This window comes from Candidatus Tumulicola sp., from assembly GCA_036490475.1.
In the GTDB taxonomy this organism is placed as follows: Bacteria; Vulcanimicrobiota; Vulcanimicrobiia; order Vulcanimicrobiales; family Vulcanimicrobiaceae; genus Tumulicola.
The window spans coordinates 34989-61523 of record DASXDT010000006.1 but is presented as its reverse complement, the minus strand read 5'-3'; the positions used below and the strand labels follow the sequence as shown (position 1 = coordinate 61523).

At 63.3% G+C, this 26535-nt stretch carries 27 protein-coding genes; 23 read left to right on the top strand and 4 right to left on the bottom strand.

Annotation, left to right across the window (positions count from 1 at the left end; all coding sequences use genetic code 11):
- The 7 genes from nusB to VGF98_07875 are packed head-to-tail and all read left to right on the top strand — an operon-like array spanning position 1 to position 7468.
- A complete protein-coding gene (nusB, locus tag VGF98_07905) occupies positions 1 to 426 on the top strand; it encodes a transcription antitermination factor NusB (protein HEY1681541.1) in 426 nt (141 codons plus the stop codon).
- Positions 410 to 2476, top strand: coding sequence for a PBP1A family penicillin-binding protein (locus VGF98_07900; protein HEY1681540.1), 2067 nt, complete (start codon positions 410 to 412; stop codon positions 2474 to 2476). The genes nusB and VGF98_07900 overlap by 17 nt, the downstream gene beginning before the upstream one ends.
- Positions 2473 to 3822, top strand: a complete 1350-nt coding sequence (gene xseA, locus VGF98_07895) for an exodeoxyribonuclease VII large subunit (GenBank protein ID HEY1681539.1) — start codon at positions 2473 to 2475, stop codon at positions 3820 to 3822. Before VGF98_07900 ends, xseA begins: the two co-directional genes overlap by 4 nt.
- Positions 3815 to 4024 carry an exodeoxyribonuclease VII small subunit gene (xseB, locus tag VGF98_07890; GenBank protein ID HEY1681538.1) on the top strand — a complete coding sequence of 70 codons (210 nt, stop codon included), beginning with the start codon at positions 3815 to 3817 and terminating at the stop codon, positions 4022 to 4024. The genes xseA and xseB overlap by 8 nt, the downstream gene beginning before the upstream one ends.
- Positions 4014 to 4823 (top strand): TlyA family RNA methyltransferase, encoded by an 810-nt coding sequence (locus tag VGF98_07885; protein HEY1681537.1) that lies wholly within the window; start codon positions 4014 to 4016, stop codon positions 4821 to 4823. Before xseB ends, VGF98_07885 begins: the two co-directional genes overlap by 11 nt.
- A gap of 5 nt (positions 4824 to 4828) precedes the next feature.
- Positions 4829 to 5695, top strand: a complete 867-nt coding sequence (locus VGF98_07880) for an NAD(+)/NADH kinase (protein HEY1681536.1) — start codon at positions 4829 to 4831, stop codon at positions 5693 to 5695.
- 12 nt (positions 5696 to 5707) lie between these two features.
- Positions 5708 to 7468 (top strand): AAA family ATPase, encoded by a 1761-nt coding sequence (locus tag VGF98_07875; GenBank protein ID HEY1681535.1) that lies wholly within the window; start codon positions 5708 to 5710, stop codon positions 7466 to 7468.
- Here VGF98_07875 and pyk read toward each other — a convergent pair.
- A complete protein-coding gene (pyk, locus tag VGF98_07870) occupies positions 7376 to 8809 on the bottom strand; it encodes a pyruvate kinase (GenBank protein HEY1681534.1) in 1434 nt (477 codons plus the stop codon). The two genes, VGF98_07875 and pyk, sit on opposite strands and share 93 nt — an antisense overlap.
- Before the next feature lie 67 nt (positions 8810 to 8876).
- Between pyk and VGF98_07865 the strand changes: the two genes are divergently transcribed.
- The 11 genes from VGF98_07865 to VGF98_07815 all read left to right on the top strand — a co-directional run bounded on the left by VGF98_07865 (position 8877) and on the right by VGF98_07815 (position 20950).
- Entirely contained in the window at positions 8877 to 10226 is a 1350-nt protein-coding gene (locus VGF98_07865) for a hypothetical protein (protein ID HEY1681533.1), read from the top strand.
- Positions 10227 to 10283: 57 nt separating this feature from the next.
- Entirely contained in the window at positions 10284 to 10832 is a 549-nt protein-coding gene (locus VGF98_07860) for a hypothetical protein (GenBank protein HEY1681532.1), read from the top strand.
- The gene (gene nusA / locus VGF98_07855) at positions 10822 to 12045 is read left to right on the top strand and encodes a transcription termination factor NusA (protein ID HEY1681531.1); all 1224 of its coding nucleotides are present in this window, start codon (positions 10822 to 10824) and stop codon (positions 12043 to 12045) included. The genes VGF98_07860 and nusA overlap by 11 nt, the downstream gene beginning before the upstream one ends.
- A 362-nt stretch (positions 12046 to 12407) precedes the next feature.
- Positions 12408 to 15221: a translation initiation factor IF-2 gene (gene infB, locus VGF98_07850; protein HEY1681530.1), complete on the top strand. Its 2814-nt coding sequence runs from the start codon at positions 12408 to 12410 to the stop codon at positions 15219 to 15221.
- Positions 15218 to 15571 (top strand): 30S ribosome-binding factor RbfA, encoded by a 354-nt coding sequence (rbfA, locus tag VGF98_07845; GenBank protein ID HEY1681529.1) that lies wholly within the window; start codon positions 15218 to 15220, stop codon positions 15569 to 15571. The genes infB and rbfA overlap by 4 nt, the downstream gene beginning before the upstream one ends.
- Positions 15568 to 16548, top strand: coding sequence for a DHH family phosphoesterase (locus VGF98_07840; protein ID HEY1681528.1), 981 nt, complete (start codon positions 15568 to 15570; stop codon positions 16546 to 16548). The genes rbfA and VGF98_07840 overlap by 4 nt, the downstream gene beginning before the upstream one ends.
- Positions 16545 to 16811, top strand: a complete 267-nt coding sequence (locus tag VGF98_07835) for a hypothetical protein (protein HEY1681527.1) — start codon at positions 16545 to 16547, stop codon at positions 16809 to 16811. Before VGF98_07840 ends, VGF98_07835 begins: the two co-directional genes overlap by 4 nt.
- A gap of 21 nt (positions 16812 to 16832) precedes the next feature.
- A complete protein-coding gene (gene truB / locus VGF98_07830) occupies positions 16833 to 17708 on the top strand; it encodes a tRNA pseudouridine(55) synthase TruB (protein ID HEY1681526.1) in 876 nt (291 codons plus the stop codon).
- Positions 17709 to 17713: 5 nt separating this feature from the next.
- Positions 17714 to 18622: a riboflavin biosynthesis protein RibF gene (gene ribF, locus VGF98_07825; GenBank protein ID HEY1681525.1), complete on the top strand. Its 909-nt coding sequence runs from the start codon at positions 17714 to 17716 to the stop codon at positions 18620 to 18622.
- A complete protein-coding gene (locus tag VGF98_07820; protein ID HEY1681524.1) occupies positions 18615 to 19121 on the top strand; it encodes a TlpA disulfide reductase family protein in 507 nt (168 codons plus the stop codon). Before ribF ends, VGF98_07820 begins: the two co-directional genes overlap by 8 nt.
- Positions 19118 to 20950, top strand: a complete 1833-nt coding sequence (locus tag VGF98_07815; protein HEY1681523.1) for an NHL repeat-containing protein — start codon at positions 19118 to 19120, stop codon at positions 20948 to 20950. The genes VGF98_07820 and VGF98_07815 overlap by 4 nt, the downstream gene beginning before the upstream one ends.
- Before the next feature lie 10 nt (positions 20951 to 20960).
- Here the strand turns inward: VGF98_07815 and VGF98_07810 are convergent, their stop codons facing one another.
- Both VGF98_07810 and VGF98_07805 read right to left on the bottom strand, forming a co-directional pair.
- The gene (locus tag VGF98_07810; protein HEY1681522.1) at positions 20961 to 22898 is read right to left on the bottom strand and encodes an AAA family ATPase; all 1938 of its coding nucleotides are present in this window, start codon (positions 22896 to 22898) and stop codon (positions 20961 to 20963) included.
- 55 nt (positions 22899 to 22953) lie between these two features.
- Positions 22954 to 23646: an SIMPL domain-containing protein gene (locus tag VGF98_07805; protein HEY1681521.1), complete on the bottom strand. Its 693-nt coding sequence runs from the start codon at positions 23644 to 23646 to the stop codon at positions 22954 to 22956.
- A 113-nt stretch (positions 23647 to 23759) separates the two neighbouring features.
- Between VGF98_07805 and VGF98_07800 the strand changes: the two genes are divergently transcribed.
- From VGF98_07800 to VGF98_07790, 3 genes are all read left to right on the top strand, one after another.
- Complete coding sequence (locus tag VGF98_07800; GenBank protein ID HEY1681520.1) at positions 23760 to 24017, top strand: GlsB/YeaQ/YmgE family stress response membrane protein; 258 nt, start codon at positions 23760 to 23762, stop codon at positions 24015 to 24017.
- A 62-nt stretch (positions 24018 to 24079) separates the two neighbouring features.
- Complete coding sequence (locus VGF98_07795) at positions 24080 to 24337, top strand: ferredoxin family protein (protein HEY1681519.1); 258 nt, start codon at positions 24080 to 24082, stop codon at positions 24335 to 24337.
- Positions 24334 to 24594, top strand: a complete 261-nt coding sequence (locus VGF98_07790) for a hypothetical protein (GenBank protein ID HEY1681518.1) — start codon at positions 24334 to 24336, stop codon at positions 24592 to 24594. The genes VGF98_07795 and VGF98_07790 overlap by 4 nt, the downstream gene beginning before the upstream one ends.
- Positions 24595 to 24613: 19 nt before the next feature.
- On the opposite strand, the gene VGF98_07785 is transcribed toward VGF98_07790, so the two are convergent.
- The gene (locus VGF98_07785) at positions 24614 to 24841 is read right to left on the bottom strand and encodes a NifU family protein (GenBank protein HEY1681517.1); all 228 of its coding nucleotides are present in this window, start codon (positions 24839 to 24841) and stop codon (positions 24614 to 24616) included.
- Between the two features lie 83 nt (positions 24842 to 24924).
- Here VGF98_07785 and VGF98_07780 point away from each other — a divergent pair, with 83 nt between their 5' ends.
- Positions 24925 to 25821, top strand: coding sequence for an NAD(P)-dependent oxidoreductase (locus VGF98_07780; GenBank protein ID HEY1681516.1), 897 nt, complete (start codon positions 24925 to 24927; stop codon positions 25819 to 25821).
- Positions 25787 to 26530, top strand: coding sequence for a response regulator transcription factor (locus VGF98_07775; GenBank protein ID HEY1681515.1), 744 nt, complete (start codon positions 25787 to 25789; stop codon positions 26528 to 26530). Before VGF98_07780 ends, VGF98_07775 begins: the two co-directional genes overlap by 35 nt.
- Positions 26531 to 26535: the final 5 nt, after the last annotated feature.

Sequence of the window (26535 nt, the reverse complement as noted above, 5' to 3'; positions counted from 1 at the left end):
GTGCCGGCGCGGAGAATCGGGCGCGAGCAAGCCCTCAAAGCGTTGTACTCGGTTGAGATCGGCAGCCGCGATCCGTCCGATGCGTTGTCCGAGGTCGGCGACGACGGAGAGAACGCCGAGCACCGAATTTTCGTTCGTGAGTTAGTGTTGGGAACGTTGGATTTTCGCGACCGGGCTGATGCGATCGTGCAACCGCTGCTCGAAGGCTGGGCCATCGACCGATTGCCCGCCATCGATCGTCTGCTGATTCAGATGGGCACCTACGAGTTGGAGTGCCGATCCGATATCCCGACCGCCGTTGCGATCAACGAAGCCGTCGAACTGGCCAAACGGTTTTCGACCGAGGATTCCGGCAAGTTCGTCAACGGCGTGCTCAACGCGGTCGCTCGCAACCGCGCGGCCGGGGTCGATGCCGAAACGCCGTAAACGGCGGAGCTTTTGGGGGCTGCTGCGGGGAGCCGCGATCGCCCTGTTGATGATCGTGCTGTTTGCTGCCGGCACGATCGCCGGCATCGTCGCGGCGTACGCACGCAATCTTCCCGATATCGGACGCATGGCCGACTATCAGCCCGCGAGTGCCACGCGTTTGTTCGCGCGTGACGGCACGCCGCTTGCGTCGGTCTATCGCGAGAATCGCGTCTGGACGCCGCTGTCGCAAATTCCGGCAATCGCCCGCGACGCGTTCATCGCCAACGAGGACCATAATTTTTACAGCCATCACGGCGTCGATTTCGGCGGTATCGTTCGCGCCGCGTATGCCGATCTAACGCACCAGCAGATGCAGGGTGCGTCGACCATCACCCAACAGTTGGCGCGCCGCTTGTTTCTCAACGACGAACCGACCCTCTCGCGAAAGATCGAAGAAGCGCTGCTGGCGATGGAGATCGAGCGCTTCTACACCAAAGACGAGATCCTCGAGCGTTATCTCAACATCATTTATCTCGGCGCCGGCGCGTACGGCGTCGATGCTGCGGCGCATACGTATTTTGGCCGCTCGATCCGCAGCGTCAGCGTGCAGCAAGCCGCCATGCTGGCCGGCGTCGTCGCAGCCCCTTCCGACTATTCGCCGTTCGTCAATATGCAGCTCGCGCGCGAACGCCAACGGCACGTTCTGCAGCGCATGGCCGAGAGTGGCTTCATCTCGCAGGAACAAGCCGAATCCGCATATGAAGCGCCGCTCGAGCTTATTCCACAGCGAGTCGAGGGCTTACAGAGTTACGCATATCCGTACTTCACAACGTACGCGATCGCGCAGCTCGAGCGAACGTTTGGCGTCAACGCCGTCGAGCAAGGCGGATTGCAGGTGAGCACGACGCTCGATCCGCGCATGCAGCGTGCCGCGCAAGACGCCATCGATTGGGGCGTGAATCAAGCACTGAGCAGCGGCATCGACGCCCATCAAGCTGCCTTGGTCGCGATCCGTCCGTCGACCGGAGAGATCCTCGCGATGGTGGGCGGCACGGGGTTTTCGCTAAAAAATCAGTTCAACCGCGCGTGGCAGGCAAAACGTCAGCCGGGTTCCTCCTTCAAAGCATACGTGTATACCGCTGCGATCGACTCCGGCATACCGGCCTCTGCGACGGTCGCCGACACGCCGGTCAGTTACCCGATGGGCGACGGCACGCGTTGGTCGCCGTACGACGATGACGGGCGCTACTTGGGCGACATCACGTTGCGTTACGCGCTGACCCAGTCGCGCAACGTCGTTGCGGTGAAACTCGCCGAACGCGTCGGTGTCGATCGCGTGATCGAATACGCGCACCGTATGGGTGTCACGTCGCAACTCGACGCCAATTTGTCGCTGGCGCTGGGTTCGTCGGTGGTTTCGGTATTGGATCAGGCCAGCGGCTACTCGACGCTCGCCAATCAAGGTCTGCACGTCGACCCGACGCCGTTTCGTGTCGTCAAGGATTCGTTGGGAAGCGTCGTGCTCGACGAACGCTACCCGCAAGCCACCGACGTAGTGAGCGCCGGGACCGCCTACATCGTTACCTCGATGTTGGAGGACGTAATCAACAAGGGCACGGGCTATCCGAACGCGATCATCGGCCGGCCGGCCGCCGGCAAGACCGGAACGACCTCGAACTTCCGAGACGCGTGGTTCGTCGGTTTCACGCCGGATCTCGTCACCGCTGTGTGGCTCGGCAACGACGACTATACGCAAATGAACGAATCGTACGGCGGCAACGTGCCGGCGCGTATATGGGCGCGTTTTATGAAAGCCGCTTTGGCGACAACGCCTCCGCACGATTTCACCGTCCCCACCGATGAGCTCGCGAAGTCGGCCGGATGCGGCGGCGGCTACGAATATTACCTTCGCGGAACCGAACCGTCGTGTGGCAGCGTCGAAGATGCGTCCAACGGCGAAGCCGCGCCGTATGCCACGCTCGATCCTCGCGCAACCGAAGCGCCGCTGCCGTCACTATCGCCGATCGATCGCGCAACCGAAGCTCCGCAGATGTCGCCTTCGCCGTGATCGAGAACGGCGAACGCGACTATCCGGTTCGCACCGTCGGAGAGATCGTCAATTACATCGCTAAATGGTTCAACGATCGACCGTGGTTCAATCCTATTGGCGTTAGAGGAGAGGTTTCTGAGGTAAAGGTATCGCGCGACGGAGCTTTGCGCTTTGACTTAAAAGAAAATCGCGCGATTATCTCCTGCGTCGCCTGGAGCAGCGTTCGGCTCAAATTACCGGATATCAAGAACGGCGATTCGGTCATCGTCGTGGGTAAACTCGGAATCTACCGCGATCGGGGCGCATTCAGCCTAGACGTCGAGTCCATCGAGCTGACAGGTTTGGGCGAACTATTCTTACGCTACGAGCGCCTAAAGAAAAAGTTTATCGACGAAGGTCTATTCGAGGACGAACGCAAGCGTGCAATTGCGCTGCCGATCCGCCGGGTTGCCCTAGTAACGGCCAAGGATGGTAAAGGAGCCCAAGACTTCCTAAAGACCTTGCGCGAGGAAGTTCCCGCCGTGCGAGTTGTGCTGGTTGAGACGCGCGTGCAGGGCGAGGGCGCTGAAATCGACATTGCCGACGCGTTGGATCGCGCCGGTTCGTATGACATCGATGCAATCGTCTTGGCGCGCGGCGGTGGAACGTACGCCGACTTGTTCCCTTTCAATCTCGAACCAGTCGTCCGAGCCATCCTTCGAGCGCGCGTTCCGGTGATAACGGCGATTGGCCATGAGCCGGATCGTCATCTAGCAGACGAGGTGGCCGACCGCGTCTTCGGGACACCTTCGAAGGCGGCTGCCTTCATCGCGCATGCGTGGCTGTTGGCTCAGGACACCCTCACCCGTCGAATTCAGAATCTTGAGAGCGCGTTGCGCGAGATCGTGGCACGCCACTTTCAATGGATTGAGACGCGTTCGTTTCAGGGGGAACGCGCTGTGCTGCGCATCATCGAATCTAAACGCGCATCGTTTTCGGAAATGGACGCTAGGCTCGAGCGGCTCAGCCCGCGCCAGGTCCTAGTTGACAACAGCGCGCGAACTTTTAGATTAAGCGCCCGCCTCGATTCGGCCATACGCGGGCAACTCAGCGCAAGCGTGCGAAGGCTGGCCGACAGCGAAAGCGCGCTGAATCGCGCCGGTGATCGCCGTTCTAATGCTGCCGCGATGCGGCTCCAGAATGCGTTCGCCGCGCTGGCCGTATGCGATCCGCTGGCGCCGCTGACGCGCGGCTACGCCATTGTGAGCGCCGGGGGGCGGGCGGTTCGCGACGCGTCTTCGCTGCGCCCCGGCGATGCGATCGTCGCGCGGTTAGAACGCGGAACCCTCGCCGCGCGCGTGGAAGCGGTGAACGACGATGGCTGACGCGCTGCCCGAAACGTTTGAAGCAAAGCTCGCACGAATCGATGCGATCGTGAAACAGCTCGAGTCCGGCACGGTCGAGCTGCAGCGGGCGACCGAACTGTTCAAAGAAGGCAAAACGTTGTCGCGCGAATGCGAAACGTTGCTCAAGAGCGCGCAAGAGCAGATCGACCGGGCCGGACGAGAGGAGCCGTCTGCCGGATAAGGCCGCGAGCCGGCCGGCGCGGACACGACTCGATGCCGCAGTGTCGGAACGTACGGGCATGACGCGCTCGCAGGCGCGCAGTCTCATTATGGAAGCTCGCGTGCGGGTCGACGGTGCGGTGGCGACCAAAGCCGGTCATCCGACGCCGGCCGATGCCGCCATCGAGATCGAGCACCCCCGGCGCTACGTCAGCCGCGGCGGCGAAAAACTCGAAGCCGCGCTCGAGGCGTTCGAACTCGACGTGCGCGGCGCGCAGGCGCTCGATGTCGGCGCGTCGACCGGCGGGTTTACCGACTGCCTGCTGCAGCGCGGTGCCACCCATGTGACGTCAGTGGATGTCGGATACGGCCAACTCGACTGGCGCTTACGCGGCGATCCGCGCGTGACCGTCATGGAGCGCACGAACTTTCGCTTGCTCCCGGACGATGCGTTCGACGGCGGTTTCGACCTCATCGTGGTCGACGCATCGTTCATTTCGATTCGCACGATCCTCAAACGAGCCGCTCGCGAGCTGCGCGCCGGAGCCGATGCCGTCTGTTTGGTCAAGCCGCAGTTCGAAGCAGGCCGCGACCGGCTCGGTTCGGGCGGCGTCGTACGCGATCCGGCGGTGCATCGCGCGGTGCTGTTCGAAACGCGCGATGCTATCGTCCAGCTTCGACTCGTTCCGGTTGCCTTGGTCGCGTCGCCGCTCCTTGGACCGGCCGGGAATCGTGAGTTCTTCATGCGCGTGCGTCTCGACGGTACGCCCTTCGCAGAAGATGACGTCGACCGTATCGTATCGGGAGCACCGCTGGAGTGAATCGCATGCTGTCGGTCGAGCGGAAACTCGTCGCGTTGTACGTCGACGTCGCGCGCGAACACGCGCGCGTTATCGCAGCTCGTGTGGCATCAGATTTTCGCGCACACGGTTTCGCCGTAACGCTTTCGAACGAACGGCACGGCGAACTTGGATTCGCGCCGGATGACGGCGATCCGCAAGACGCGGCACTGCTGATAACGGTCGGCGGCGACGGCACGCTGCTACGCGCGGCCCGCCGCGCGATCGTGCACGATACGCCGGTGTTAGGAATCAATACCGGGCGTCTCGGCTTTTTGACGGAGTTCGACGCCGACGATCCGGCCATCGACGATCTGCCGGCGGCCGTCGAGCGCGGATTGTACCTGGAAGAGCGTCTCGCACTCGAAGCGTCCTACGCCGAACGGTCGTATTTCGCCCTCAACGACGTGGTGGTGCGCAAAGGTGAGGTCTCGCGAGTCGTTCCTTTCGGACTGCGCTTCGACGGCGAAACGATCGTCAGCATTCCTGCCGACGGTATCTGCGTGGCGACACCGACCGGCTCGACGGCGTATTTCTTGTCTGCGGGCGGCTCGTTGATTTCACCACGGGTCGAGGCCTTCGGCGTTGCGCCGTTGTTACCGCACACGCTATTTTCACGGCCGTTGATCGTGCCTAGCCGCTCGCACGTAGAGATTTCGTGCGATTCCGAAATCGCGCAAGCGCATCTCGAATGCGACGGCGACGTCCTGTCCGACGTGGAGCCGGGCACCAGCGTTCTCGTGCGCCGCCACCCGAAGAGCGTGCGCTTCGCGCGTCTCGCGCCGCTACGCTTCTTCGAGCGCCTCGAAGAAAAAATGTTGTGGGGCGTTTCGATCAAAAGCTCGCGCCGGTAGCGAGATCGACGCATGTTGCGGCGTCTGGAAATTGAAAACTTCGGTCTGATCGCCAGTGCGGCGGTCGATTTCTCGAGCGGCGCGACGATTTTCACCGGAGAAACCGGTTCCGGAAAGACTATGCTGCTGGCCGCGCTCGACTTTGCGTTGGGTGCGCGCGGACCGGGCGATGCGCTGGGACGTGCCGGGGCACGAACGCTCGTAACGTTGCGCTTCGATCCGACTCCCGAACTGCGCGCGCAATTGGCGACCGGCGGTTTCGAACTCGATCCCGATGAGGACGCGACGATCGAACGCGAAGCCGGTTCCGGTGGCCGCAGTAGCGTGCGCCTGAACGGGCGCACGGCGACGGCCGCGGTCGTTCGCGAGATCGGCGCGACGATTGCAGAGATCGTCGGTCAGCACGAAGCCCAGCGTCTGCTCTCGCCGGCATATCACGAAGATTTGCTCGACCGTTTTGCCGGACCCGATGCGCTGGCGGCGCGGGAACGCCTCGCGCGTATCATCGGCGAGCGTGACGTTGCATTGCGGCGGCTCGAACGCTTCGAAACCGACGCGCGCGAAATCGCGCGCGCGCTCGAAGATGCGCGCTACGCCATCGACGAAATCGAACGCGCCGCTCCGCAACTCGGTGAGGACGATCGCGCGCACGAGCGACAGCGATATCTGCTGGACGCGCGACGTATCGATGAAGCGCTCGCGACGGCTGCCGCGCGGTTAGGGTCGGGCGACGGCGGAGCGTCCGATTCGATCGGCGATGCCGTCGCAGCGCTGTCGCCGTTCGCTACCTACGGCGAACGCTTCGAAACGCTGGTTACGCGTGCGAATGCATTGCAAGCCGACGCGACCGATTTAGCCGGCGACGTGAGCGCGGTGCGAGACGACGGCGAAGGCGATCCGGAAGAGCTCGAACGCATCGAAGAGCGTTTAGACGAGCTCGAACGGCTCAAGCGAAAATACGGTGGAACGCTGGATGCCGTATTGGAACGCGCGCGTTCCGCGCGAGACACGCTCGACGGCTACGAAAAAGGCGGCGCGGGCGCCACCCAACTGCGCGAACGGATCGTGACGCTATCGCGCGAAGCGGTCGCAGTTGCCGCGACGCTTTCGCAGCTTCGGCGCGATGCGGCTACCCGACTCGCACGCAATGTGAAGGACGAATTTGCCGACCTCGCGCTCGCATCCGGTTCGATCGAGGTGGCGCTGCGTGCGCTGGATGAACCCGGCGTTCGCGGAGCCGAACGCGCCGAACTGCTCTTCGCCGCCAATGTGGGCGAAACGCCGCGGCCGCTCGCCCGCATCGCGTCCGGTGGCGAACGTTCGCGCGTGCTACTCGCGATGATCGCAGCGTTGGCCGCCGAGCGGGATGCAACGGCGGCATTGATCTTCGATGAAATCGACGCCGGCATCGGCGGTGCGACCGGCGGCGCGGTAGGCGCGCGCATCGGGCGATTGGCGCGCGGAGGACAGGTCGTTTGCGTCACCCACTTGGCACAGTTGGCGGCCTGGGCCGGCCGGCATTACGCGTTACGCAAACATGAAACGCGTGGCCGCACCGAAATCACCGTCGAAGAACTTTCCAGCGACGAGCAACGCATCGCCGAGTTGGCGCGAATGCTCTCGGGGGAAACGCACGACGCAGCGTTGGCGCACGCGGGCACGCTGCTTACCGGCGTCCGTTCAGGCGATCTGATGGATCTTGAGAACGTTCGTGCCGCCCGCGCCGACCGGCATGCCGGTCGTAAACGCAATAAAATCGCCCGTACTGACTAATCCTTCGCGCAACATCTCGCGTTCGGTCATGTAGAGCAGTACGTCGAACGAGCTGTACGTATCGATGATCAACGACTCGGTGCCCCACAGCAGTGCGAGCCGGCGCGCGACGGTCGGATCGGGCGTGAGCGCGATGATCCGCGCCTGCGGACGAAAGGCGGCGATTTGATGTGCCGTGTTGCCGGTCGTCGTTCCGGTGACGATATACGGGATGTTCAGTTCCGCGCTGGCGCGCGTTGCAGCTTCGGCTAGCGACGCGGCGACCGTGGGTTCCATGTCTTCTAGGCGCCGGTCGCGCAAGGTCGCGTGCGGATAGCCGCGTTCGGCTTCGCGTGCGATTTCCGCCATCGTGCGTACGGCTTCGGTCGGGTACAGCCCGATCGCAGTTTCACCGGATAGCATCACGGCATCGGTTCCATCCAGAATCGCATTGGCGACATCGCTCGCTTCGGCACGCGTCGGCCGCGGTGCACCGATCATCGATTCAAGCATTTGCGTGGCGGTGACGACCGGTTTGCTGGCGCGATTGCACTCGGCGATGATACGCTTCTGCACGCCGGGCACGGTTTCGATCGGTATCTCGATACCGAGATCGCCGCGCGCTACCATGATGCCGTCTGCCGCGCGAATGATATTGGCGAGATCGTCGAGCGCTTCGTGTTTTTCGATCTTGGCGATGATCGGCACTCGTTTGCCGCGCTCGGCCATGAATGCCCGGGCGCGTGCGACGTCGGCCGCGCTGCGAACGAACGACAGCGCGACGAAGTCGACTCCTTGCTGCAGACCGAATTCGAGATAGTCGAGATCGCGCTGCGTGACCGACGGTACGTTGAGCGTGCCGTCCGGATAGTTGATGCCTTGGCTGGAACGCAGAGAGCCGCCGAACTCGACGATCGTTTCGATTTCGGTTGCAGTTTTCGCAACGATTCGAAGAACGATGACGCCGTCTTGCAGATACAGCCGGTTGCCGACGGTAACGTCGGCCGGCAAGTCTTGATAGGTGGTCGACACGCGTTCGGCCGTGCCGGGAATGCTCTCGATGGTGACGACGAACGGCGCACCTTTTTCGAGACGCACCGAAGCGACGCCGTCTGCCAACGGTCCGGTTCGGACTTTCGGTCCGGGCAAATCTTGCAGCAGCGCAATTTGCATGCCCAAATCGGCGGCGATGGCGCGCGCATCTCGAATCACCTCGGCGTGCTCTTCCGGGCGGCCGTGCGAGAAATTTAATCGCAGCACGTTGGCGCCGCTGACGAACAACGAGCGCATGATCGCCGGTTCGCGTGACGCCGGTCCGATGGTCGCGACGATTTTCGTGCGTTTGCGTACGGCGGGTTCCATGGGGGCGTTGCCTTGCGCGCGGGAAGGCAGGCTCCTGCGAAGAGTTAAGCGCAAGTAAAGGCCGCTAATGTTCGAACGCGATCCGCGAGATCCGCGCTATCGCGAGCGCCTGGCCGCCGGCACGATTGGATCGATCGTTTTACATGCGCTGCTGGCGCTGTTGCTCGTGAGCGTGATCGCAAGCTCGTCGCAAGAAGGCGCGACCGAGAACGTTGAAGGCGGTACGATCGTTACCGTCGAGCAGCGCGTGCCCGCCGTGACGGCCAGCCGTAAAGAAGTCGCGCTCGCCGTTCCCGTGCCGCCGCACGTCACGCGCGTTGCGCCGCTGCAGCACGCGCCGATAACGCAGCCGCAAACGCAGCGCCTTCCGCAAAACCGGCACGAGCTGGCCAAACAAGACCGTAAGGCGCCGCCGAATCCCCGCCCGGTGCCGCAGCAGCACGTTCAGCCGCAGCCGCAACCCACCGAAAACGTCTACGAAGTGCAGCCCCAGGAGGCGGCTCCCGCGGCCCCCATCCCGGTTCCGACGATCGGACCGGTCGTCGTGTCCGTTCGTCAGCCGAGCGCGGCGCCTTCACCCGTTCCAAGCGCACGTCCGGTTCCGAGCCGCTCGCCGAAGCCGCCGTCCCCGACCTCTGCTCCGACCGAGCGGCCCAGCCCGGCCCCGTCACAGCGAGCGACCGCGGTGCCGACCGCTGCTGCCGTTGCTCGTGCGACCGCCCGGCCGCAGCCGAGTGCGGCGCCGGCCGAGCATAGCTCGCCCAGCCCGGCCCCGCATGCGGGGGTGCCGTCCCCGGGACCCAGCGCCGCCGCCATCGTCGCCAAGACCGCGGGCACCGCCCCTAGTCCCGGGCCGAAGGGTGTCGGATCGCCCGGACCGCGCCCCGGCACGGGCGCCAAGACGGTACCGGCACCGCGCCGGCCGGTCGAGATCGCGCCCACGCCGTCACCGGCTCCGGAGCCGAAGCCGCAAAAGACGCGGGCACCCGTGCCCGACATCAACTCTCGCCTCCGCGCCCTGCTGCCGTCGGGTCCGGTGCATCCGCAATCCAAGCAGTTCACGCCGCAAATCTCGTTGCACGGCTCGCTGCGCCCGACCCCGCCGCCGGAGGTGCTGGCCGAAACGAAGTACATCTACCGGTCGAGCGGTGGCGGTTCTTCCGAGGGATTGGTCGAGATGTGGGTCACGGCGGCGCACAAATCGGGGCCGACAACGATGTGCACCGGCTGGCTGGTGCGCTATCCGCTCAACGCCGTGGCCTATCATGCCGGCGATTTCGCGCCTCCGAACGGCACTCAGGCCGCCGTGGGCGGCGCGTCCGGGCGCGGAACGCTCCCGCCGATCGTCGAGGGCATCGTTACCGTGGCGTGCGAAGGGCGATTGCTCGAACCCTACACCAAAGAGCAAGCGCCATAAGGCGGGCTTGCGACCCGAAACCCTTTTGGGTATGATATGGTCAAGCAGTAGGAAAGCGTGGGCACGTCCCGCGCTTCGTTATTTCAGGACAGCGTGGGAAGCGAATTACAAACGGCATTCGAACGGGAACTCGACGCGATCGCGCACGACGGGCAAGCATTTCCGATGTTGGAAATCGTGGCACGGCGGGCTCGTACGACGCAGCGCTTGACGTCGTTCGCAGTGACCATCGATCGGCCAGGCGGCGTCGACATTGCGCTGTGCGAGCGAGTCGCTGCGCGTTTGAACGGCTCGTTGGAGGCCCTCGACATTCCGTACGCTCTCGAAGTCGAATCCGCTGGGCTCGATCGTCCGCTGCTGCGTCCGGCCGACTACGAACGATTCGCCGGACAACGCGCCAAGATCGTGACGTCGCTGACCGTCAACGGCAGCAAGACGCATCGCGGCACGCTAGCCGGTCTTCGCGGCGAGTCGGTGTTGTTACTCACCGATAGCGGCGAACTGCCCGTACCTTTTGCGGCCATCCGCAACGCCAACCTCGAATACGATCCCCGCGCCGACTTGCAGCGCGCCAAACGCGAACGAAAGAAATTACATGCCGACTGAAACGATCCCCGAAGAACGCTTGATCGACGTCCTGCACTCGATTGCGAAGGACCGAAACATCGCCTTCGAGATGCTGCTCGAAGCGCTGGAAGCAGCGTTGCTGACCGCGTACAAGCGGCATTTCGGCAGCGAATCGAACGCGATCGTGGTCGTCGACCGCCAAAGCGGCGCCTACAAGGTGTATCACCGGAGGACGATCGTCGACGAAGTCGCCGATGCCAAACTCGAGATCTCCGTTCGCGAAGCCGGCGAACCGTACCAGTCCGGTGATTTCTTCGACGAAGAAGTGACGCCGAAAGATTTCGGACGAATCGCCGCGCAGACCGCCAAGCAAGTCATCGTACAGCGCATTCGCGAAGCCGAACGCGATACGGTCTACAACAAATACGTTCGTAAGCTCAACGATTTGGTGACCGGAACGATCCAACGCTACGAGCAGCGCAACATGTTCATTACGCTGGAAGGCCGCGACGAAGCGGTCATGTACCTCGACGAGCAAGTTCCCGGCGAGTCGTATCGCATCAACGATTTTATCCGCGCGTACGTGCTCGACGTCAAACGTTCGCCGCGAGGACCGCAAGTTATTCTGTCGCGCACCGCCGAGGGATTGGTGCAGCGATTGATGGAGCTCGAGGTTCCGGAGATCGCCGACGGCACCGTCGAGATCATGGCCATCGCACGCGAAGCCGGTAGCCGTTCGAAGGTCGCCGTGAAAAGCAACCGTCCAGAAGTCGATCCCGTCGGAGCATGCTTAGGTCCGAAGTCGAGCCGCATTGCGAACGTTACCGATAACTTACGTGGCGAGAAGATCGACGTTATTCCGTATTCGAGCGATCACGATTCGTTCATCATGAAGGCGCTGGCGCCGGCCAAAGTCGTCGAAGTCGAGTTGTTTGAAGACGATGGCGTCGCGCTCGTCATCGTGCCCGATTACCAACTCTCGTTGGCGATCGGACGCGATGGGCAAAACGTGCGCCTCGCGGCAAGATTGACCGGCTGGCGCCTCGACATCGCCAGCGAAAGCGAATCCGCTGAAGCGCGCGATCGATATCTGGTCGAACGCGCCGAGCGCACCGCCGACGAAACGCCTGCCGAGGCTTCGGAACCGGTAGCGGCAGCCGACGACAGCGATGGTGTCGATATCGACGCGGATCTCATCCGGAAGCTCGAGGAGTTCCGCCGCGAGCGTCTTGGACCGGAAGAAGGATCGTAGCGGCTGGTGCAGCCGGTTCGGCAGTGCGTGGGTTGTCGCAAACGCTACCCGCAGCAAGCACTGCAGCGGTTCGTTCGCCGGGGGACCGCATGGTCGGCGGATCCGCACCACGTGCCACGGCAGCCTGGCCGCGGCGCCTACCTCTGCTCGAGCGCGTGCGGCACGCGAACGGCAAAGAATAAACGTTACCCGGGTCTTTCGGTCGCCGCGGCCGAATATGATAGCCTAGTGAGCGGATCATGATGAAACCTCGTGTCACGATCGACCCCGTCGACCACCATGCGCGCTAGCGCGATGAGGGACGGCATTTGAGCGCGTAATGGGCGCGTCCGTAGTCGGGACGACCCATGTTGTAAGGAGTTTTGGCTACGGCAAAAGTACGGATCTTCGAGCTCGCGAAGGAGCTCGGGCTCTCATCGAAAGAGCTGGTCACGCTGTTCAACGAGCGGCTGGGCGGCGTCTTCGAAGCAAAAAATCAGTTGAGCGTGGTGCCCGATCAGATCGCAGATCTGGTACGCAGCGTGCTGCTCAAATCCAACCCGAAGCCGGTATCGCCGGCGCCATCCGTTCCGGCGGCTGGCGCGGCGACCGTCTCGCCGCCGGCGCCGTCCCAAGCGGCTGCGACCGCGGTCCCGCCCAAGCCCGCACCGAGCGCGCCGGTCGATGCACCCGTTCCGCGTCTGCGTCCGGTCACTGGACCCGCCCCTCGTCCGGCCCGGCCTGCAGCAACGCAGCCGCCGGCCGGCGAGGCTGTTGCGCCGCCGCCCGCAGTTGCCGAGGTTGAGGCTCCTACTGCTCCGCTGATTGCAGCTAGCGCACCCGTCGAGCAAACCGCTCCTGCCGGGCCGCCGTCGGACGTGCAGGAGACGCCTACGGCACCCGTCCGCCGCCCGATTAAACCGCCGGCGCACGAGCCGATCCCGCAATTGCGCCCGGTTCCGGCCGGCCAGCAATCGATTGTCCGGCGCCAGGCTCCGCCGCCGCCAACGACCACTGCATCCGCATCACCCGGCCCGCAAACCGGTTTACCCGGCCGTCCCGGCGTGGCACCTCGACCCGGCCAATCGCTGCCAACGGCCCCTCCGGGTAAACCGGGAGCGTTCGTCGCGAGGCCCGCCGGTCAAGCGCCGGCCACCGCTCCGGGACGCCGGCATGCCGGTAACGGTCCGTTCCGGCCGCTCGCGCCGGCCCAGCGTCCTGCTGCCACCCCGTTCGCGCGTCCGGGCGCCGCTCCAGGCGCAACCGACCAAACGCCCGCACCGTCGGCCGGCGGCAGTCGTCCCGGCGATCGCGTGCGGTCGCATCAGGACAAAGCCGCCGCAAAGAAAGATCGCGAAACCGAACTGCTGCTCGAAAAAGAGCGTCAGCGCAAGAAGAAGGGCGACCACTCCGCCGTCACCTCGCCGGCGCGCTCCCTCGAGGCGATCGAAATTCCCGACTTGCTCACGGTGCAAGAACTTGCGACCTCGATGATCGTCCCGGTCAAGGATGTGATCACCGAGCTCATCCGCGTGGGCACGATGGCGACCATCAACCAGAACATCCCAAGCGACGTCGCAATCACGGTCGCGAAAAAGTTCGGGTTCAATGCCGTCGTCAAGGAAGCCGGCGAAGAAGTCAAAGTCGAGCAAGAAGAAGACAAACCCGAAATGATGACGCCGCGTGCGCCGGTCGTCACCGTTCTGGGACACGTCGATCACGGCAAGACGTCGTTGCTCGACAAGATCCGCCAAGCCGACGTGGCGGGCGGCGAGGCCGGCGGTATCACGCAAAAAATCGGTGCGTATACCGTCGAGCGCAACGATCGCAAGATCACGTTTATCGATACGCCCGGCCACGAAGCGTTTACGGCGATGCGAGCCCGCGGCGCCAAAGTCACCGACGTGGCGATTCTCGTCGTCGCGGCCGACGACGGTGTGATGCCGCAAACGCGCGAAGCCATCGCGCACGTCAAGGCGGCCGGAGTTCCGATCGTCGTGGCGATCAATAAAATGGATAAGCCCGATGCGCAACCCGACCGCGTCAAGCAGCAGTTGGCCGAACAGGGGCTGCAGCCGGTCGACTGGGGCGGCACGATCGAAATGGTGCCCGTCTCGGCGCGTACCGGCGACGGCATCGCCGGCTTGCTCGACACGGTGCTGTTGGAAGCCGATATCCGCGATCTCAAAGCCAACCGTAATCGCCGCGCGACCGGCATCGTGATCGAATCCGCGCTCCACCGCGGACGCGGTGCGGTTGCAACCGTGCTCGTGCAAAATGGAACGTTACGCGTCGGCGACATCATCGTCGCGGGCGGAACGTTTGGCAAAGTCCGCGCGCTCATCGACGACAAGGGTAAACAAGTCAAGAAAGCCGGACCTTCGGTTCCGGTCGAGATCATGGGTTTGTCCGACGTACCGGCAGCCGGCGATTCGCTCTCGGTCGTTAGCGACGAACGCGTCGCGCGCGAAACCGCCGAAAAACGGGCGACGCGCCGTCGCGACGTCCGTATGGCGGCAACCGGTTCGCAGCGCGTCTCGCTCGAAACGTTCATGAGCATGCCGACCGAGGGCAAGAAGACCCTCAACTTGATCATCAAGGCCGACGGACAAGGGTCGCTCGAAGCCCTGCGCTCGCGCATGGAATCGCTATCGACCGACAACGTCGACATCCGCGTCATCCACGGCGGCGTCGGTGCGATTTCGCCCAACGACGTCAACCTGGCGAGCGCCTCAAACGCCGTCCTCATCGGCTTCAATATCCGGCCCGACGAAACGGCGCGCCGGTTGGCCGAAAACGAAGGCGTCGATTTGCGCTTCTACCAAGTCATCTACGAAATCGAAGAAGACCTCAAAAAGGCGATGCGCGGTTTGCTCGCGCCGATCGAGCGCGAGGTCGCGCTGGGCCGGGCCGAAGTGCGCCAAGTCTTCAAGGTCAGCAAAGTTGGAACGATCGTCGGCTGTTACGTCACCAGCGGTAAGATCGGTCGTAACAACAAGGCCCGCGTCGTTCGCGATAGTGTCGTCGTGTTCGACGGTGAGGTCGAGTCGTTGCGTCGCTTTAAAGAAGACGTGCGCGAAGTGGCCGAAGGGTTCGAATGCGGCATTCAGATCGCCAAGTTCCAAGACCTTAAAGAAGGCGACGTCATCGAAGCGTTTACGATCGAGAAGGTCGCAGCCGAGTTGGTGCGCGCGTGAAGCAGCAGCGTCTCGCCAAAATCGATCACGAGATCCAGCGCATCCTCGGCGTCCTGATTTCGCAGTCGCTGCAGGATCCGCGCTTGGCGTTCGTCACGGTGACGCGCGCCGAAGTGAGCGACGACTTGCAACACTGCAAGGTGTTCGTTTCGGTCATCGGTGACCGGCACGCGGCGCAGCAGTCGCTCGAAGCGCTGCAGCACGCCAGCCGGTTTCTGCGTGGCGAACTCGGCCGCAAGATCGAACTCCGGCACACGCCGGATCTTACATTCATTGAAGACCGGTCGTCGGAACGGGCGATCGCGTTGGCAAAAACGCTGCGCGAAGCGGCGGGCGAGACCCAAGCATGATCCAAGAAACGCCGCGGTTGGCGACGACCGCCGAAGTCGTCGCTCAGCTGCGCAAACGCTCGACGTTCGTGATGGTCAGCCACGTGAAGCCGGACGGCGACACCTTAGGCGCAGGGCTCGCCTTGGGTCTGGCGCTCGAAAAGCTCGGCAAGCGCGTGCTCTATTTCCAAGAGGGCGTGGTTCCGCGCAATCTTCGTTTCATGCCGGCGGCCGATCGCGTTCAGTCCAAATTGCCCGAGGATTTGCCGGCCGATACCCTTTTCGTGTTTTGCGACATGAGCGACAGTGGACGGGCGGGCGAATCCTTGCCCGCGATCGACCGGGACAACGTGCTGGACATCGATCATCACCTCGGCAACTCGTTGTTCGGCAAATTTAACTATGTACTCGAGAAAGAGTGCTCGACCGGCAGCACGGTGATGCACATCCTGCGCGAACTCGGTGCCCCGCTAGACGCCGATATCGCGACGTGCATTCTTACCGCGGTAATGACCGACACCGGCGGTTTCATGCACTCCAACACATTACCGGACGTGTTGGAACTCGGTGCCGAACTCATGCGGCTTGGCGCAGATAAAGAAGAGATCACCGAAGAAGTCTTTTTGCGCAAACGCGTTGCCGCAACGCGTCTGTTGGGACGGATCATCGACAACATGACGTTCGCGCACGACGGACGCTATTGTTACTCGTACGTCGACGACGAGATGCTAGAGCAGACGGGGGCCGACGGTGAAGATACCGAGGACACCGTGAACACGATACGCGGGCAAGAGGGCGTCGAAGTGTCGGCGTTATTCAAAGCGATCGAAGGCGAGATCCGCGTTAGCCTGCGCTCGAACGGACGCGTGAACGTGCAAGCTGCGGCCGCGCGGTTGGGTGGCGGCGGTCATTTCCGCGCCTCCGGACTATCGTACACCGGCCCGCTCCAAGATGCGTTCGCCGCGGTCGATGCGGCGCTGGTCGAAGAAGGTCTGTGACGCACGGTGCCGTGCCGTTGTGCGCCGGCATCTTCATCGCACTGTTTGGAATAGTTGGTGGCTGGTTCATCGGCAGCCGCTTTCCGGCGGCGCGCTGGCTGCGATCGGGATATTTTCTGATGGGCGCTGGCGGTGCGCTATTCGCCGTGTGGGCGGTAACGCGCGTGTTAGCGTTCGGCGTAGCGGCCGCCCTGATCGTTGCGGCCGGCGCCGTGCTTGGAGCGATCGGCGCATTGCGCAAGGAGCTGCGCGGAACCCTGTAGTCCGCGGACGTCTTCGAAACCATGCTCGGCTTCATCAATCTTTTTAAACCGGCCGGCTTGACGTCGACGCAGGCAGTAAGCCGTGTGCGCCGGATATTGCGAATTGCTTCAGGCGATCGCCGGCTGCCGGCAGGCCATCTGGGGACGCTCGACCCACAAGCCGCCGGCGTGTTGCCGATCGCCGTCGGGAAAGCGACACGTCTGATCCCGCTGTTGGACGATCGCCGCAAGGCGTACGCGTGCACCTTCGTCGCCGGCATCGCGACCGACACGCAGGACGCAGTCGGGCGTACGATCGCGTCGCAGCCCGTTCCAGCGAACTGGGCGCAAGCGCTGCCCGCCGCGCTCGAGTCGTTCGTTGGACGTATCGAGCAAACGCCGCCGATGTTTTCGGCGCTGCATCACGGCGGAAAGCGGCTGTACGAGCTCGCGCGCGAGGGCGTCGTCGTCGAGCGGAAAGCCCGTACGATCACGATCTATTCGTTGCAGTTGCTCGGGGTCGAATCGATCAACATCGCGCGCATTCGCATCGCCTGCAGCGAGGGCACGTACATCCGCACCCTATGCAGCGACATCGGCGAGCGGATCGGATTGCCCGCACACATGGGATCGCTCGTCCGCGAAGCTTCCGGCCCGTTCGTGCTGTCCGAGGCCCTGACGATGGAGGCAATCGCAGGCGACCCCTTGGCCGCCTTGATCGCTCCCGAGAACATCGTCCCGTTTCCGACCATCGTGCTCGATCTACGGGAGTCGGCCGATTTTCGGGCCGGTCGCATGGTTCCGTTGCCCGCGGGCGTTGGGTCCCGGCACGTCTTCGTCCGCGACGAATCGAGGACGCTGGTAGGCGTCGGAGAAACGCTCGGGGCCCTACTCGCTCCCCGCAAGGTGTTCATTTAATTTCCATGCAGGTTTGGCATGCGTTGGAACGCACACCCACGAGGCCGCTCGCATTAGCGATCGGCTTCTTCGACGGTTTCCACCGCGGCCATCAGGAGCTCGCACGGCGGACGCTGCGCCTGCGCCGGCCCCGGTGGCGCAGCGGCGTGTTGTCGTTCCGAAATCATCCATCGTCCTTTTTGCGGCCCGGAAACGAGCCGCCGCTCTTGACGACGGAAGCCGAGCGGCTGAACCTTTTCGCCTCGGCCGGCTTTGAAGAATGCTTATTTCCGGCGTTCGACGAGCGTATTTCGACCCTCGAGCCCGACGCGTTTCTGGAAAAGCTGGTTGCGCTGAACGTCGGAGCGGTCGTCGTCGGTTCCACCTTTCGCTTCGGTCACAAACGGGCCGGCGACGCGGCCAAGATGCGCGAGTTCTTCAAAGAGCGCGGCATTGCGTTCGACCCAGTCGATAACGTGGAGGACGACGGGCGCATCTCGAGCACGCGCATTCGCGGCCTGGTGGCCGCAGGCGACCTGCCCGAGGCCGATGCGCTACTCGGCGGCACTGGTTACACCTTGAGCGGGGTAGTCGAGATCGGCGCCGGCCGGGGACACGGGTTAGGTTTCCCGACGGCGAACGTCGCGGTCCCAACAAAACTGTTGCCGCGCGACGGCGTGTATTCGGCAACCGCTCGCTTCGACGGGCGCGACCGGGCCGCGCTCGTGTCGATCGGTAGCAACCCGCAGTTCACGGGAACGCAGCATACGGTGGAAGCGTGGATGCGCGATTTCGAGGAGACGATCTATGGACGAGAGTTGCAACTGCGCGACCTGCGATTCGTGCGCGAGCAGCGCCGCTTTTCAAGCGTCGCCGAGTTGGTCGAACAAATGGAGCGCGACCTTCGCGCGGTGGCGTATCCGAGCTATGGGTGAGCGTTCGTTGCGTGCTCTCGCGCCGATAGCGTTGATCGCCGTAGCCGCGTGCAGCGGCGGTTCGCAAGGTGCGGCGCAGGTCGCGGCCGCGGGTTCGCAGGCGCCCGACTATAGCGGCACGACGATCGACGGCAAGCCGTTTTCGCTCAAAGCGCTCCGCGGCAAGGTCGTGTACCTCAACTTTTTCGCCAGTTGGTGCGGGCCATGTAACGAGGAGGCGCCTTCGATCGATAAGGAATCTCAGGCGGAGAGCAAGGCCGGCCTGCAAGTCGTCGGCATCGACGTTCTCGAGTCCCCGGCCAAAGCCAAGTTCTTTCGCACCGAGCATTCTCTGACGTATCCGATCGTCGCCGACGACGGTACCTTACGCACCGAGTATTCGATCAACGGTTTGCCGGTGCACGCCTTCATCGATCGAAAGGGCGTTGTGAGCAAGATCGTCGTTGGTGAAATGTCGCCGTCGCAAATACAAAGCACGGTAGCGCAACTTTTGCGATGAACGTGCGCGCCGGAAAGCTGCTTGCCGCAGCGGCTTTGGCCGGCGTCGCCGCATGCGCGGGCGGCGGCGGACAAGGTGGTTCGTCGCTGCTTCCAGGCGGCCCTAACGCGCAAAGTGCGTTCGGCCCGGTGCCGAGCGGTACCACCGTTGTGCGCGTGCGTATGCCCGGGTCGTCGGCCTTCCCGACGGCGAGTGCGATGCCGACGACCGGACCGGTCGCGCAGCCGCCGCTCGCGTCGTCGCCCCCTCCGGTCACCGGCGTTTCGACGGCTCCAACCCTAGCCGCGCAAAGCATGGCGATTTCGTTCAGCGGTCCGACCACGATGTCGCAGACGGTGTCGTTCGGATCGCCGACATCGAATTGTGTTGCCGCAACAAATGCCACGACCTGCCAAGCCGCGTTCCCGTTGGCACCCGGAACCTACACTGCAACCGTCACGCTGTATTCGTCCAGCGTTCCATCGCCGGTGGCGGCGCTCAACGCGCAGCAGACCATCGCGTTCACGGTATCGTATGCCGGTTCGAACGTCGTGAACTTGGCATACGGCGGAACGCCCGCGCAAGCGCAACTCGTGCCGGGTGCATCGAACGCAGCTGCGAACGCGCAGGGCGGGATCGATCTCTTTGGCGCCGGTAAACACTTGCTGCTCGCTCAGCTCGTCGATGCCTATCAAAACGTCTTACTGGAGCCGTCGCAGCCGGCGTATTCGGTGATGCAAACGAGCGGCGCCGCAGCCATGACCGTGTTGCCTCAAGGAGGTTCGTCAAACGCGTTCGTCGTGTCGCCGTCAGCTCCATATTCCGGTACTGCGACGTTGCGCACGAACGCTGCATTTTCGACGCCTGCCAATCCATGTTCGGCGCCGTCTGCCTCCTGTAGCGGGACGAGTTCCGTCGACGTGCGGCAAATCGTCGCGGTCGCAAACTCCGCGGCAAACACGGTAACGCTGTACGCCGCCGGATCGACCGCCTTATTGGCAACGATTCCCGGGGTGAATAATCCGCAGGCGCTGGTGTTCGATCCGTCCGGCGATTTGTTCGTCGCGAGCACGCCCGGCAGCGTAGCCGAATATGCGCCACCCTACACCGGGAGCGCGACGACGATTGGAAGCGGCGTCAATCATCCGCAGGCCCTCGCGCTCGACTCCCGCGGAAACCTATTCGTCGCTAACGGCAACGGCAGCAACTCCGTTACGGTGTATTCCGCTCCATATGGGGGTTCGCCGACGGCGGTGATCGGCAATGGCGTCAACGATCCGGTGAGTCTCGCGCTCGACGCGGCCAACGACGTATTCGTCGTGAACCAAAGCGCCGGAACGGTGACCGAATATGCGCCGCCCTACCTCGCGCCGGCGGTGACGCTATCGAATGGTTTGAATGGGCCGAACTCCGTCGCAATCGACGGCCGCGGCAATCTCTTCGTTTCGAACGTCAACGCAACGCCGAACTCGGTCGTTCAGTTTGTGCCGCCGTTCGCCGCTTCGAGTCAGCCCGCAGTGACGATCACAAGCGGTGTGAACGAGCAAGGCGCGATTGCGCTAACGCCTGCCGCGACGCTCTTCGTTCCCAACCAAGGCGCGAATACGGTCACGGCATACGGTCCGCCGTATTCTGGAGCGCCTACGACGATTACCGGCGGACAAAATCAGCCGGTCGCGCTTGCAATCGATGCGCAAGGCAATCTCTACGTCGCGAACTACGGAAACAGTACGATCACGCAATACGCGCCTCCGTATTCCGGAATGTCATGGCTCACGCTGTCGACCGGAGTCGGTGCGCCGCAAGCGCTAGCGTTATCGCCGGCGACCAGCGCCTTCGCAGTCCCCTAAATCGCGCTGCCTACGCAGCGCGTACGATTAACGCTCCATCGGAAACGTCCACACCGGCGGTGCTTCCCGGCGGCAAGGCACCGCGCAGTATCGCCGTCGACAGCGGCGTCGAAACGTGTCGCGAGACCGTCCGCCCGACATATCGAGCACCCGATCCGGCCGCCAGCGCTTCGTCGGCCAAGAAACGCCTGGCGGTCTCGCTGAGCCGCAGACGTACGTCGCGCGCGCCCAGCCTCGCCGCCAATCCATCGACATGAATCGCGACGATAGCTTCGATTTCCGGAAGGCCTAATGGTGCGAAGGTTACGATCTCGTCGATACGATTGAGAAACTCGGGCCGTAGCGCGAACGTCATCTCGTCGTCTTCTAAGTTGGTCGTGAGCACGATCAACGCATGACGGAAATCGACCGTGCGTCCCTTGGCGTCGGTCACCCGCCCTTCATCGAGCAACTGTAGGAGCAACGCGGCAACGTCGGCGTGCGCTTTTTCCAGTTCGTCGAACAGCACGACACAATATGGACGGCGACGCACCGGTTCTGTCAATTGACCCGGTTCGTCGTGGCCGGCATATCCGGGAGGCGCGCCGATCAAGCGCGACACCGAATGTTGTTCGGCAAACTCCGACAGGTCGATCCGCACGAGTGCGGATTCGCTGCCGAACAACGCCTCGGCCAGCGCCTTTGCGAGTTCGGTTTTGCCGACGCCGCTGGGACCGCGAAAAAGAAACGTGCCAAGTGGTTTATGCGGGTCTTGTAGACCCGCTCGCGCGCGACGAATCGCCGATGCCACCGCGGCGATCGCAGGCGCTTGTCCGACGACTCGGTCGCTTAACGTCGTTTCGAGCGCGAGAAGCCGGTTGGCTTGCGATTCGGTGAGCGCGGCTTGCGGGATGCCGGTCCACCGCGTGACGACACCTGCGACGTCTTCTGCCGTTACGGACGGAGAGTCGGAGGCCCCGCGGTTTCGCAATGCCACAGAGGCGGCCGCCTCGTCCATCAAGTCGATCGCTTTATCCGGCAAGAATCGATCCGCGATGTAGCGCGCCGAAAGGGCGGCGGCCGCCTCGATGGCTTCGGGTTCGATTCGAACGCGATGGTGGCGAGCGTAGCCGTCGCTCAAACCTGCGAGAATCGTAACGGTTTCCTCGACGCTCGGCTCGTCGACCATCACCGGTTGGAAGCGGCGTTCCAAGGCGGCGTCGGATTCGATGTATTTGCGGTATTCGACGAACGTGGTCGCGCCGATGCATTGCAACTCGCCGCGCGCTAGCTCCGGCTTGATCATAGAACTGAGATCGAGCGATCCTTCGGCAGCGCCGGCACCGACCAGGGTGTGCAACTCGTCGATGAACAGCACGACGTCGCGCGCGCTGCGTTTGACTTCATCTAGGATCTTCTTGACGCGGCCTTCGAACTCGCCGCGATATTTCGTTCCCGCGACGAGCGGCCCCAGTGTCAGCGCCAGCACGCGCCGGCCTGCTAACGAGGGCGGTACGGATCCGGCGACGATGCGTTGCGCGAGACCCTCGACGATGGCGGTTTTACCGACGCCGGGTTCGCCGACCAGCACGGGGTTGTTTTTGCTGCGACGCGCCAAGATCGAAACGACCCGTTCGATCTCGTCGTCGCGTCCGATCACCGGATCCAGCTTGCCTTCGCGAGCGAGCTCGGTGAGATCGCGCGAGAAATTCGCCAGCGTGGGCGTTCCTCGAAAGCGGCGGTTCAGCTCGTCGAGCGGCGATCCGCCTTTGCGGCTTTCGTCACCGTTTTGCATCCGTTCGGAAAGTAGAATACCGCCGGCAATCAGACCGGCAGCTGCGACGGCAGCGCCGAGGAAGGGCAATGCGCCCGATCCGATTCGTTTGCGCGCGCAGTCGGCGCAGAGCTGCTTGATGCCGGCGATCGTGGGAACTGGGCGGTTGCCGCAACCGTCGCAAAGGGTGTTCATCGCCATCATCTACCCCGGCCGTCGCATCGGGGTTTCGCGCGTGGAGCCCCGGGAGCTAGGGCTCGGCTGTGAAGGTGACGGTGACCGTGGCGCTCACGTTGACGTTGGACTGGTCGAACGTGGTCGGCGCCGCAGCGACGGCGGCCATGCGCATCATCGGCTGCGGCCGGAACTCGCCGCCGCCTTGACCGATGCTCTCGATGCCGGTGACGTGCAGTCCGGCGGCTGCCGCGAGCGCATTGGCGGTCGTGCGCGCGTCTGCGACGGCCCGGCGGATCGCTTCAGCTTTACCCGCGTCGGGGTTGGCCGTGCCGAACGAGACGTTGTCGATTCCGGTGGCGCCGGCTCCGGTGCAAGCGTCGACCACGGCGCCGGCCTTGCCGATCTCACGAACCTTTACGTCAAATTGACGGCGCACGGCGTAGCCATAACGGTCGCCCGGCGCGGGTGTTTGCGGCTTGGGTGTGTAGTTGACGGTGTAGTACGACAGCGTGATATCGGACCGCGCGATACCGGCCTGCACGAGTGCGCCGACAACCCGCTCGTACCGCGCGTTGTTGTCGGAGACTGCGCGGGCGGCGTTGTCGGCGTTGGTTTCGACCGTGGCGCTGACCGTCGCCGTATCGGGCGTGAGCGCGACGCTGCCGCTTCCCGTAACCGTTATCTCGGTCGTGCTCGCCGCGAGGGCGGGCCCGCACGCCGCTGCGGCCAGGAGCAGGGCGGCGAGGGCGGATGTCCACTTCTGCATACCCGAATAACGTCGACGCCGCGACGCCTGTGCCCTGGGCGGCTAAGTTAGCCATTAAAGTTTAAGGGAGCGCTCGCCCGGGGACGTTAGCGTCACAAAGGAGCTGACAACAGATGGGCATTCTCGCTTGGCTTGTTTTCGGGTTAATCGTCGGCATCGTCGCGAAGTGGATCATCCCGGGTGAGGGACCCGCCGGGATTCTCGGTGACATCGTCGTTGGAGTCATCGGCGCCTTTATAGGCGGCTGGATCTATTTCGAGTTCGGTCACGCCGGGATCACCGGGTTCAATTTCCCGAGTATCGTCTGCGCCGTTCTCGGCGCCGTCATCACGCTGTTTCTCATCCGCTTGGTTCGCGGCCGAACCGCATAGCTTCGACTGCATTCCGCCGATTGGGGCAGGCGTTTTTCGCCTCGATGCGGTAAAATTACGCTATGGCCTACGTCATTACCGAACCGTGTATCGGCACGAAGGACAAGTCGTGCGTCGACGTTTGTCCGGTCGACTGTATCCACGGAAAAGATGACGACGAAATGCTCTTCATCGATCCCGAAGTGTGCATCGATTGCGGAGCGTGCGTTTCAGCCTGCCCGGTCGAAGCCATCTTTGCCGACTCCGACGTACCGGCGCAGTATGAGAGCTACACCGAAATCAACGCCGCGTACTTTCGCGACGAGAACAAGTCGTCGTGAATCCACAAATCTCGCCAAACACGTTCAACTCGTTCTTCGCCTGGGCGCCGCTGATCATCGGGCTCGTCATCTATGCGGTGTTCTTCGTCGCGAAGCGCCACGAGGCCGCAAACGGACCGTCGCCGATCGGCCAGAGCTTCGCCTGCGCATCCTGCGGCCGGCGTGGCCACCGCGAGCATATGGTTCCGCGCGAACACGATGGCGCCATGAGCTGGTATTGCGGCCGTTGCGCTGCACGGATGGCCGCAACGCACTAAGCGTTAGCGGCGACACCCCTCAGATCTGAACCACTTCTCGAATCTCCGGCACTTCGGCACACACGACCGTTTCGATCGCGCCCTTGAGCGTCATCGTCGAAGCGGGACAACCTCCGCACGCCCCCAGCATTTGCACGAACGCAACGCCGTCGCGCACTTCGGTTAACCAGACCTCGCCGCCGTCGGCAGCGATGCCGGGGCGCACCCGGTCGAGCGCTGCGTTGACGCGTTCTTCGATCGTCGACATGGATAGTATTGGGCTTCGGCCAGCGCGAGAGCGCCCCCTAGGTGCGGCGGGAAAGGCTCCGCTCGCCGCCCAAAGTGCCCGCCGTGAGTGAGCGCGCCGGCTTCGTCGGACTCGGTACGATGGGCGAACCGATGGCGCGAGCGTTGCGCCGGTCGGGGTTTTGGGTTACGGCCTGCGCGCACCGGCGCCGGGATGCGCTCGATCGGCTGATCTCCGGCGACGGGGTTGTGGAAGCTGCCGATCCGGCGGCGGTCGGGCGCGAGTCCGATGTTGCATTCGTGTGCGTTCCGGACGCTCCACAGGTCGAAGACGCGCTCTTCGGCGAGCACGGGTTGGCGGGTGGATTGGCACCCGGTTCGATAGTGGTCGATTGCTCTACCATCTCGCCGATCTCGTCGGTTTCATTCGCCGCCCGCTTGCGCGAACGCGGGATACGGTTTGCCGACGCTCCCGTTAGCGGCGGACCGGCGCGCGCCGCCGCGGGAACCTTGACGATTATGGCCGGCGCTCAGCCCAATGACTACGAACGCATCCGGCCGATGTTAGCCGCAATGGGCAACGCGCATCGCGTCGGCGATGTCGGCATGGGTGAAACCGTTAAACTCGTTAACCAAATCGTAATCGCCAACGTCATGATCGCCAACGCCGAGGCGCTGACGTTTGCGCAACGAGCCGGCGCGGATCTGGATGCGGTCCGGCAAATTCTTTCGTCCGCGACGGGTTCTAACTACGTCCTCGAACAATGGTTACCGAAGACCTGGTTTGCCGGGACGTTCGAAGGCGGCTTCGCGCTCGATCTGTTACGTAAGGATCTAGCGGCGGCGCTCGATGCCGCGCGTGTGGCGAAACATTCTATGCCGGCCACCGCATTGGCCTATCAACTGTATACTGCCCGCTCCGCAGAAGGGGACGGCGCGCTGGACTACAGCGCGATCGCAAAATCGTATGAACGGATCGCTGGAAGCGAAGACGACGCGTAACCCATTTATCCGGGGACGCGAGCTCAACAAGAAGATCTTGGTCGTCGACGATGAGTCGGCGATCTTGCAGACGCTACGCTTCAATCTCGAACGAAGCGGCTACGCGGTTGTCACGGCCAGTGACGGGCGTAGTGCGATCGCGACCGCGCAGCGCGAACAACCGGATCTGATCGTGCTCGATATCATGCTGCCGACCCTCGACGGGATCGAGGCCTGCAAGGAAATCCGCAAGTTTAGTTCGGTGCCGATCATTATGCTGACGGCAAAGGATCAAGAGATCGACAAGGTGTTGGCGCTCGAGCTGGGAGCCGATGACTACGTTACCAAGCCGTTCGCGCTGCACGAATTTCTAGCGCGCATCAAAGCGCGATTGCGGCGGCAGCTGCCGATCCAGTCCGGCCACGACGAGGCGATCGCGCTGGGCGATATCGTTCTCGACCCGTCCCGGCAACAGCTCACGGTGCGCGGCACGATCGTTGCATTGGCCCCCAAAGAATTCGCGCTGCTACGCGTCCTGATGGAAAACAACGGACGAGTAGTGACGCGCCAGACACTGCTCGATAAAGTTTGGGGTTACGATTTCGAGGGCGAGCAGCAAACGGTCAGCGTACACGTTCGCTGGTTGCGCGAGAAGATTGAGGAAGACGCCCGTACGCCACGTCATATTCTGACGGTGCGCAGCCGGGGTTACATGTTCAAGGCTTCGTAACGCCG

Bases quoted from the DNA above. Each gene is read 5' to 3' on its own strand.
- VGF98_07900 (HEY1681540.1), top strand. From the start codon at position 410: ATGCCGAAACGCCGTAAACGGCGGAGCTTTTGGGGGCTGCTGCGGGGA.
- VGF98_07785 (HEY1681517.1), bottom strand. From the start codon at position 24,841: ATGTCGACGATCGAAGAACGCGTCAACGCAGCGCTCGACCGGGTGCGC.
- VGF98_07880 (HEY1681536.1), top strand. From the start codon at position 4,829: ATGCTGTCGGTCGAGCGGAAACTCGTCGCGTTGTACGTCGACGTCGCG.
- VGF98_07805 (HEY1681521.1), bottom strand. From the start codon at position 23,646: ATGCAGAAGTGGACATCCGCCCTCGCCGCCCTGCTCCTGGCCGCAGCG.
- truB (HEY1681526.1), top strand. From the start codon at position 16,833: ATGCTCGGCTTCATCAATCTTTTTAAACCGGCCGGCTTGACGTCGACG.
- VGF98_07865 (HEY1681533.1), top strand. From the start codon at position 8,877: ATGTTCGAACGCGATCCGCGAGATCCGCGCTATCGCGAGCGCCTGGCC.
- VGF98_07815 (HEY1681523.1), top strand. From the start codon at position 19,118: ATGAACGTGCGCGCCGGAAAGCTGCTTGCCGCAGCGGCTTTGGCCGGC.
- VGF98_07800 (HEY1681520.1), top strand. From the start codon at position 23,760: ATGGGCATTCTCGCTTGGCTTGTTTTCGGGTTAATCGTCGGCATCGTC.
- ribF (HEY1681525.1), top strand. From the start codon at position 17,714: ATGCAGGTTTGGCATGCGTTGGAACGCACACCCACGAGGCCGCTCGCA.
- nusA (HEY1681531.1), top strand. From the start codon at position 10,822: ATGCCGACTGAAACGATCCCCGAAGAACGCTTGATCGACGTCCTGCAC.
- VGF98_07875 (HEY1681535.1), top strand. From the start codon at position 5,708: ATGTTGCGGCGTCTGGAAATTGAAAACTTCGGTCTGATCGCCAGTGCG.
- VGF98_07840 (HEY1681528.1), top strand. From the start codon at position 15,568: ATGATCCAAGAAACGCCGCGGTTGGCGACGACCGCCGAAGTCGTCGCT.
- VGF98_07795 (HEY1681519.1), top strand. From the start codon at position 24,080: ATGGCCTACGTCATTACCGAACCGTGTATCGGCACGAAGGACAAGTCG.
- VGF98_07810 (HEY1681522.1), bottom strand. From the start codon at position 22,898: ATGAACACCCTTTGCGACGGTTGCGGCAACCGCCCAGTTCCCACGATC.
- VGF98_07820 (HEY1681524.1), top strand. From the start codon at position 18,615: ATGGGTGAGCGTTCGTTGCGTGCTCTCGCGCCGATAGCGTTGATCGCC.
- VGF98_07775 (HEY1681515.1), top strand. From the start codon at position 25,787: ATGAACGGATCGCTGGAAGCGAAGACGACGCGTAACCCATTTATCCGG.
- pyk (HEY1681534.1), bottom strand. From the start codon at position 8,809: ATGGAACCCGCCGTACGCAAACGCACGAAAATCGTCGCGACCATCGGA.
- xseB (HEY1681538.1), top strand. From the start codon at position 3,815: ATGGCTGACGCGCTGCCCGAAACGTTTGAAGCAAAGCTCGCACGAATC.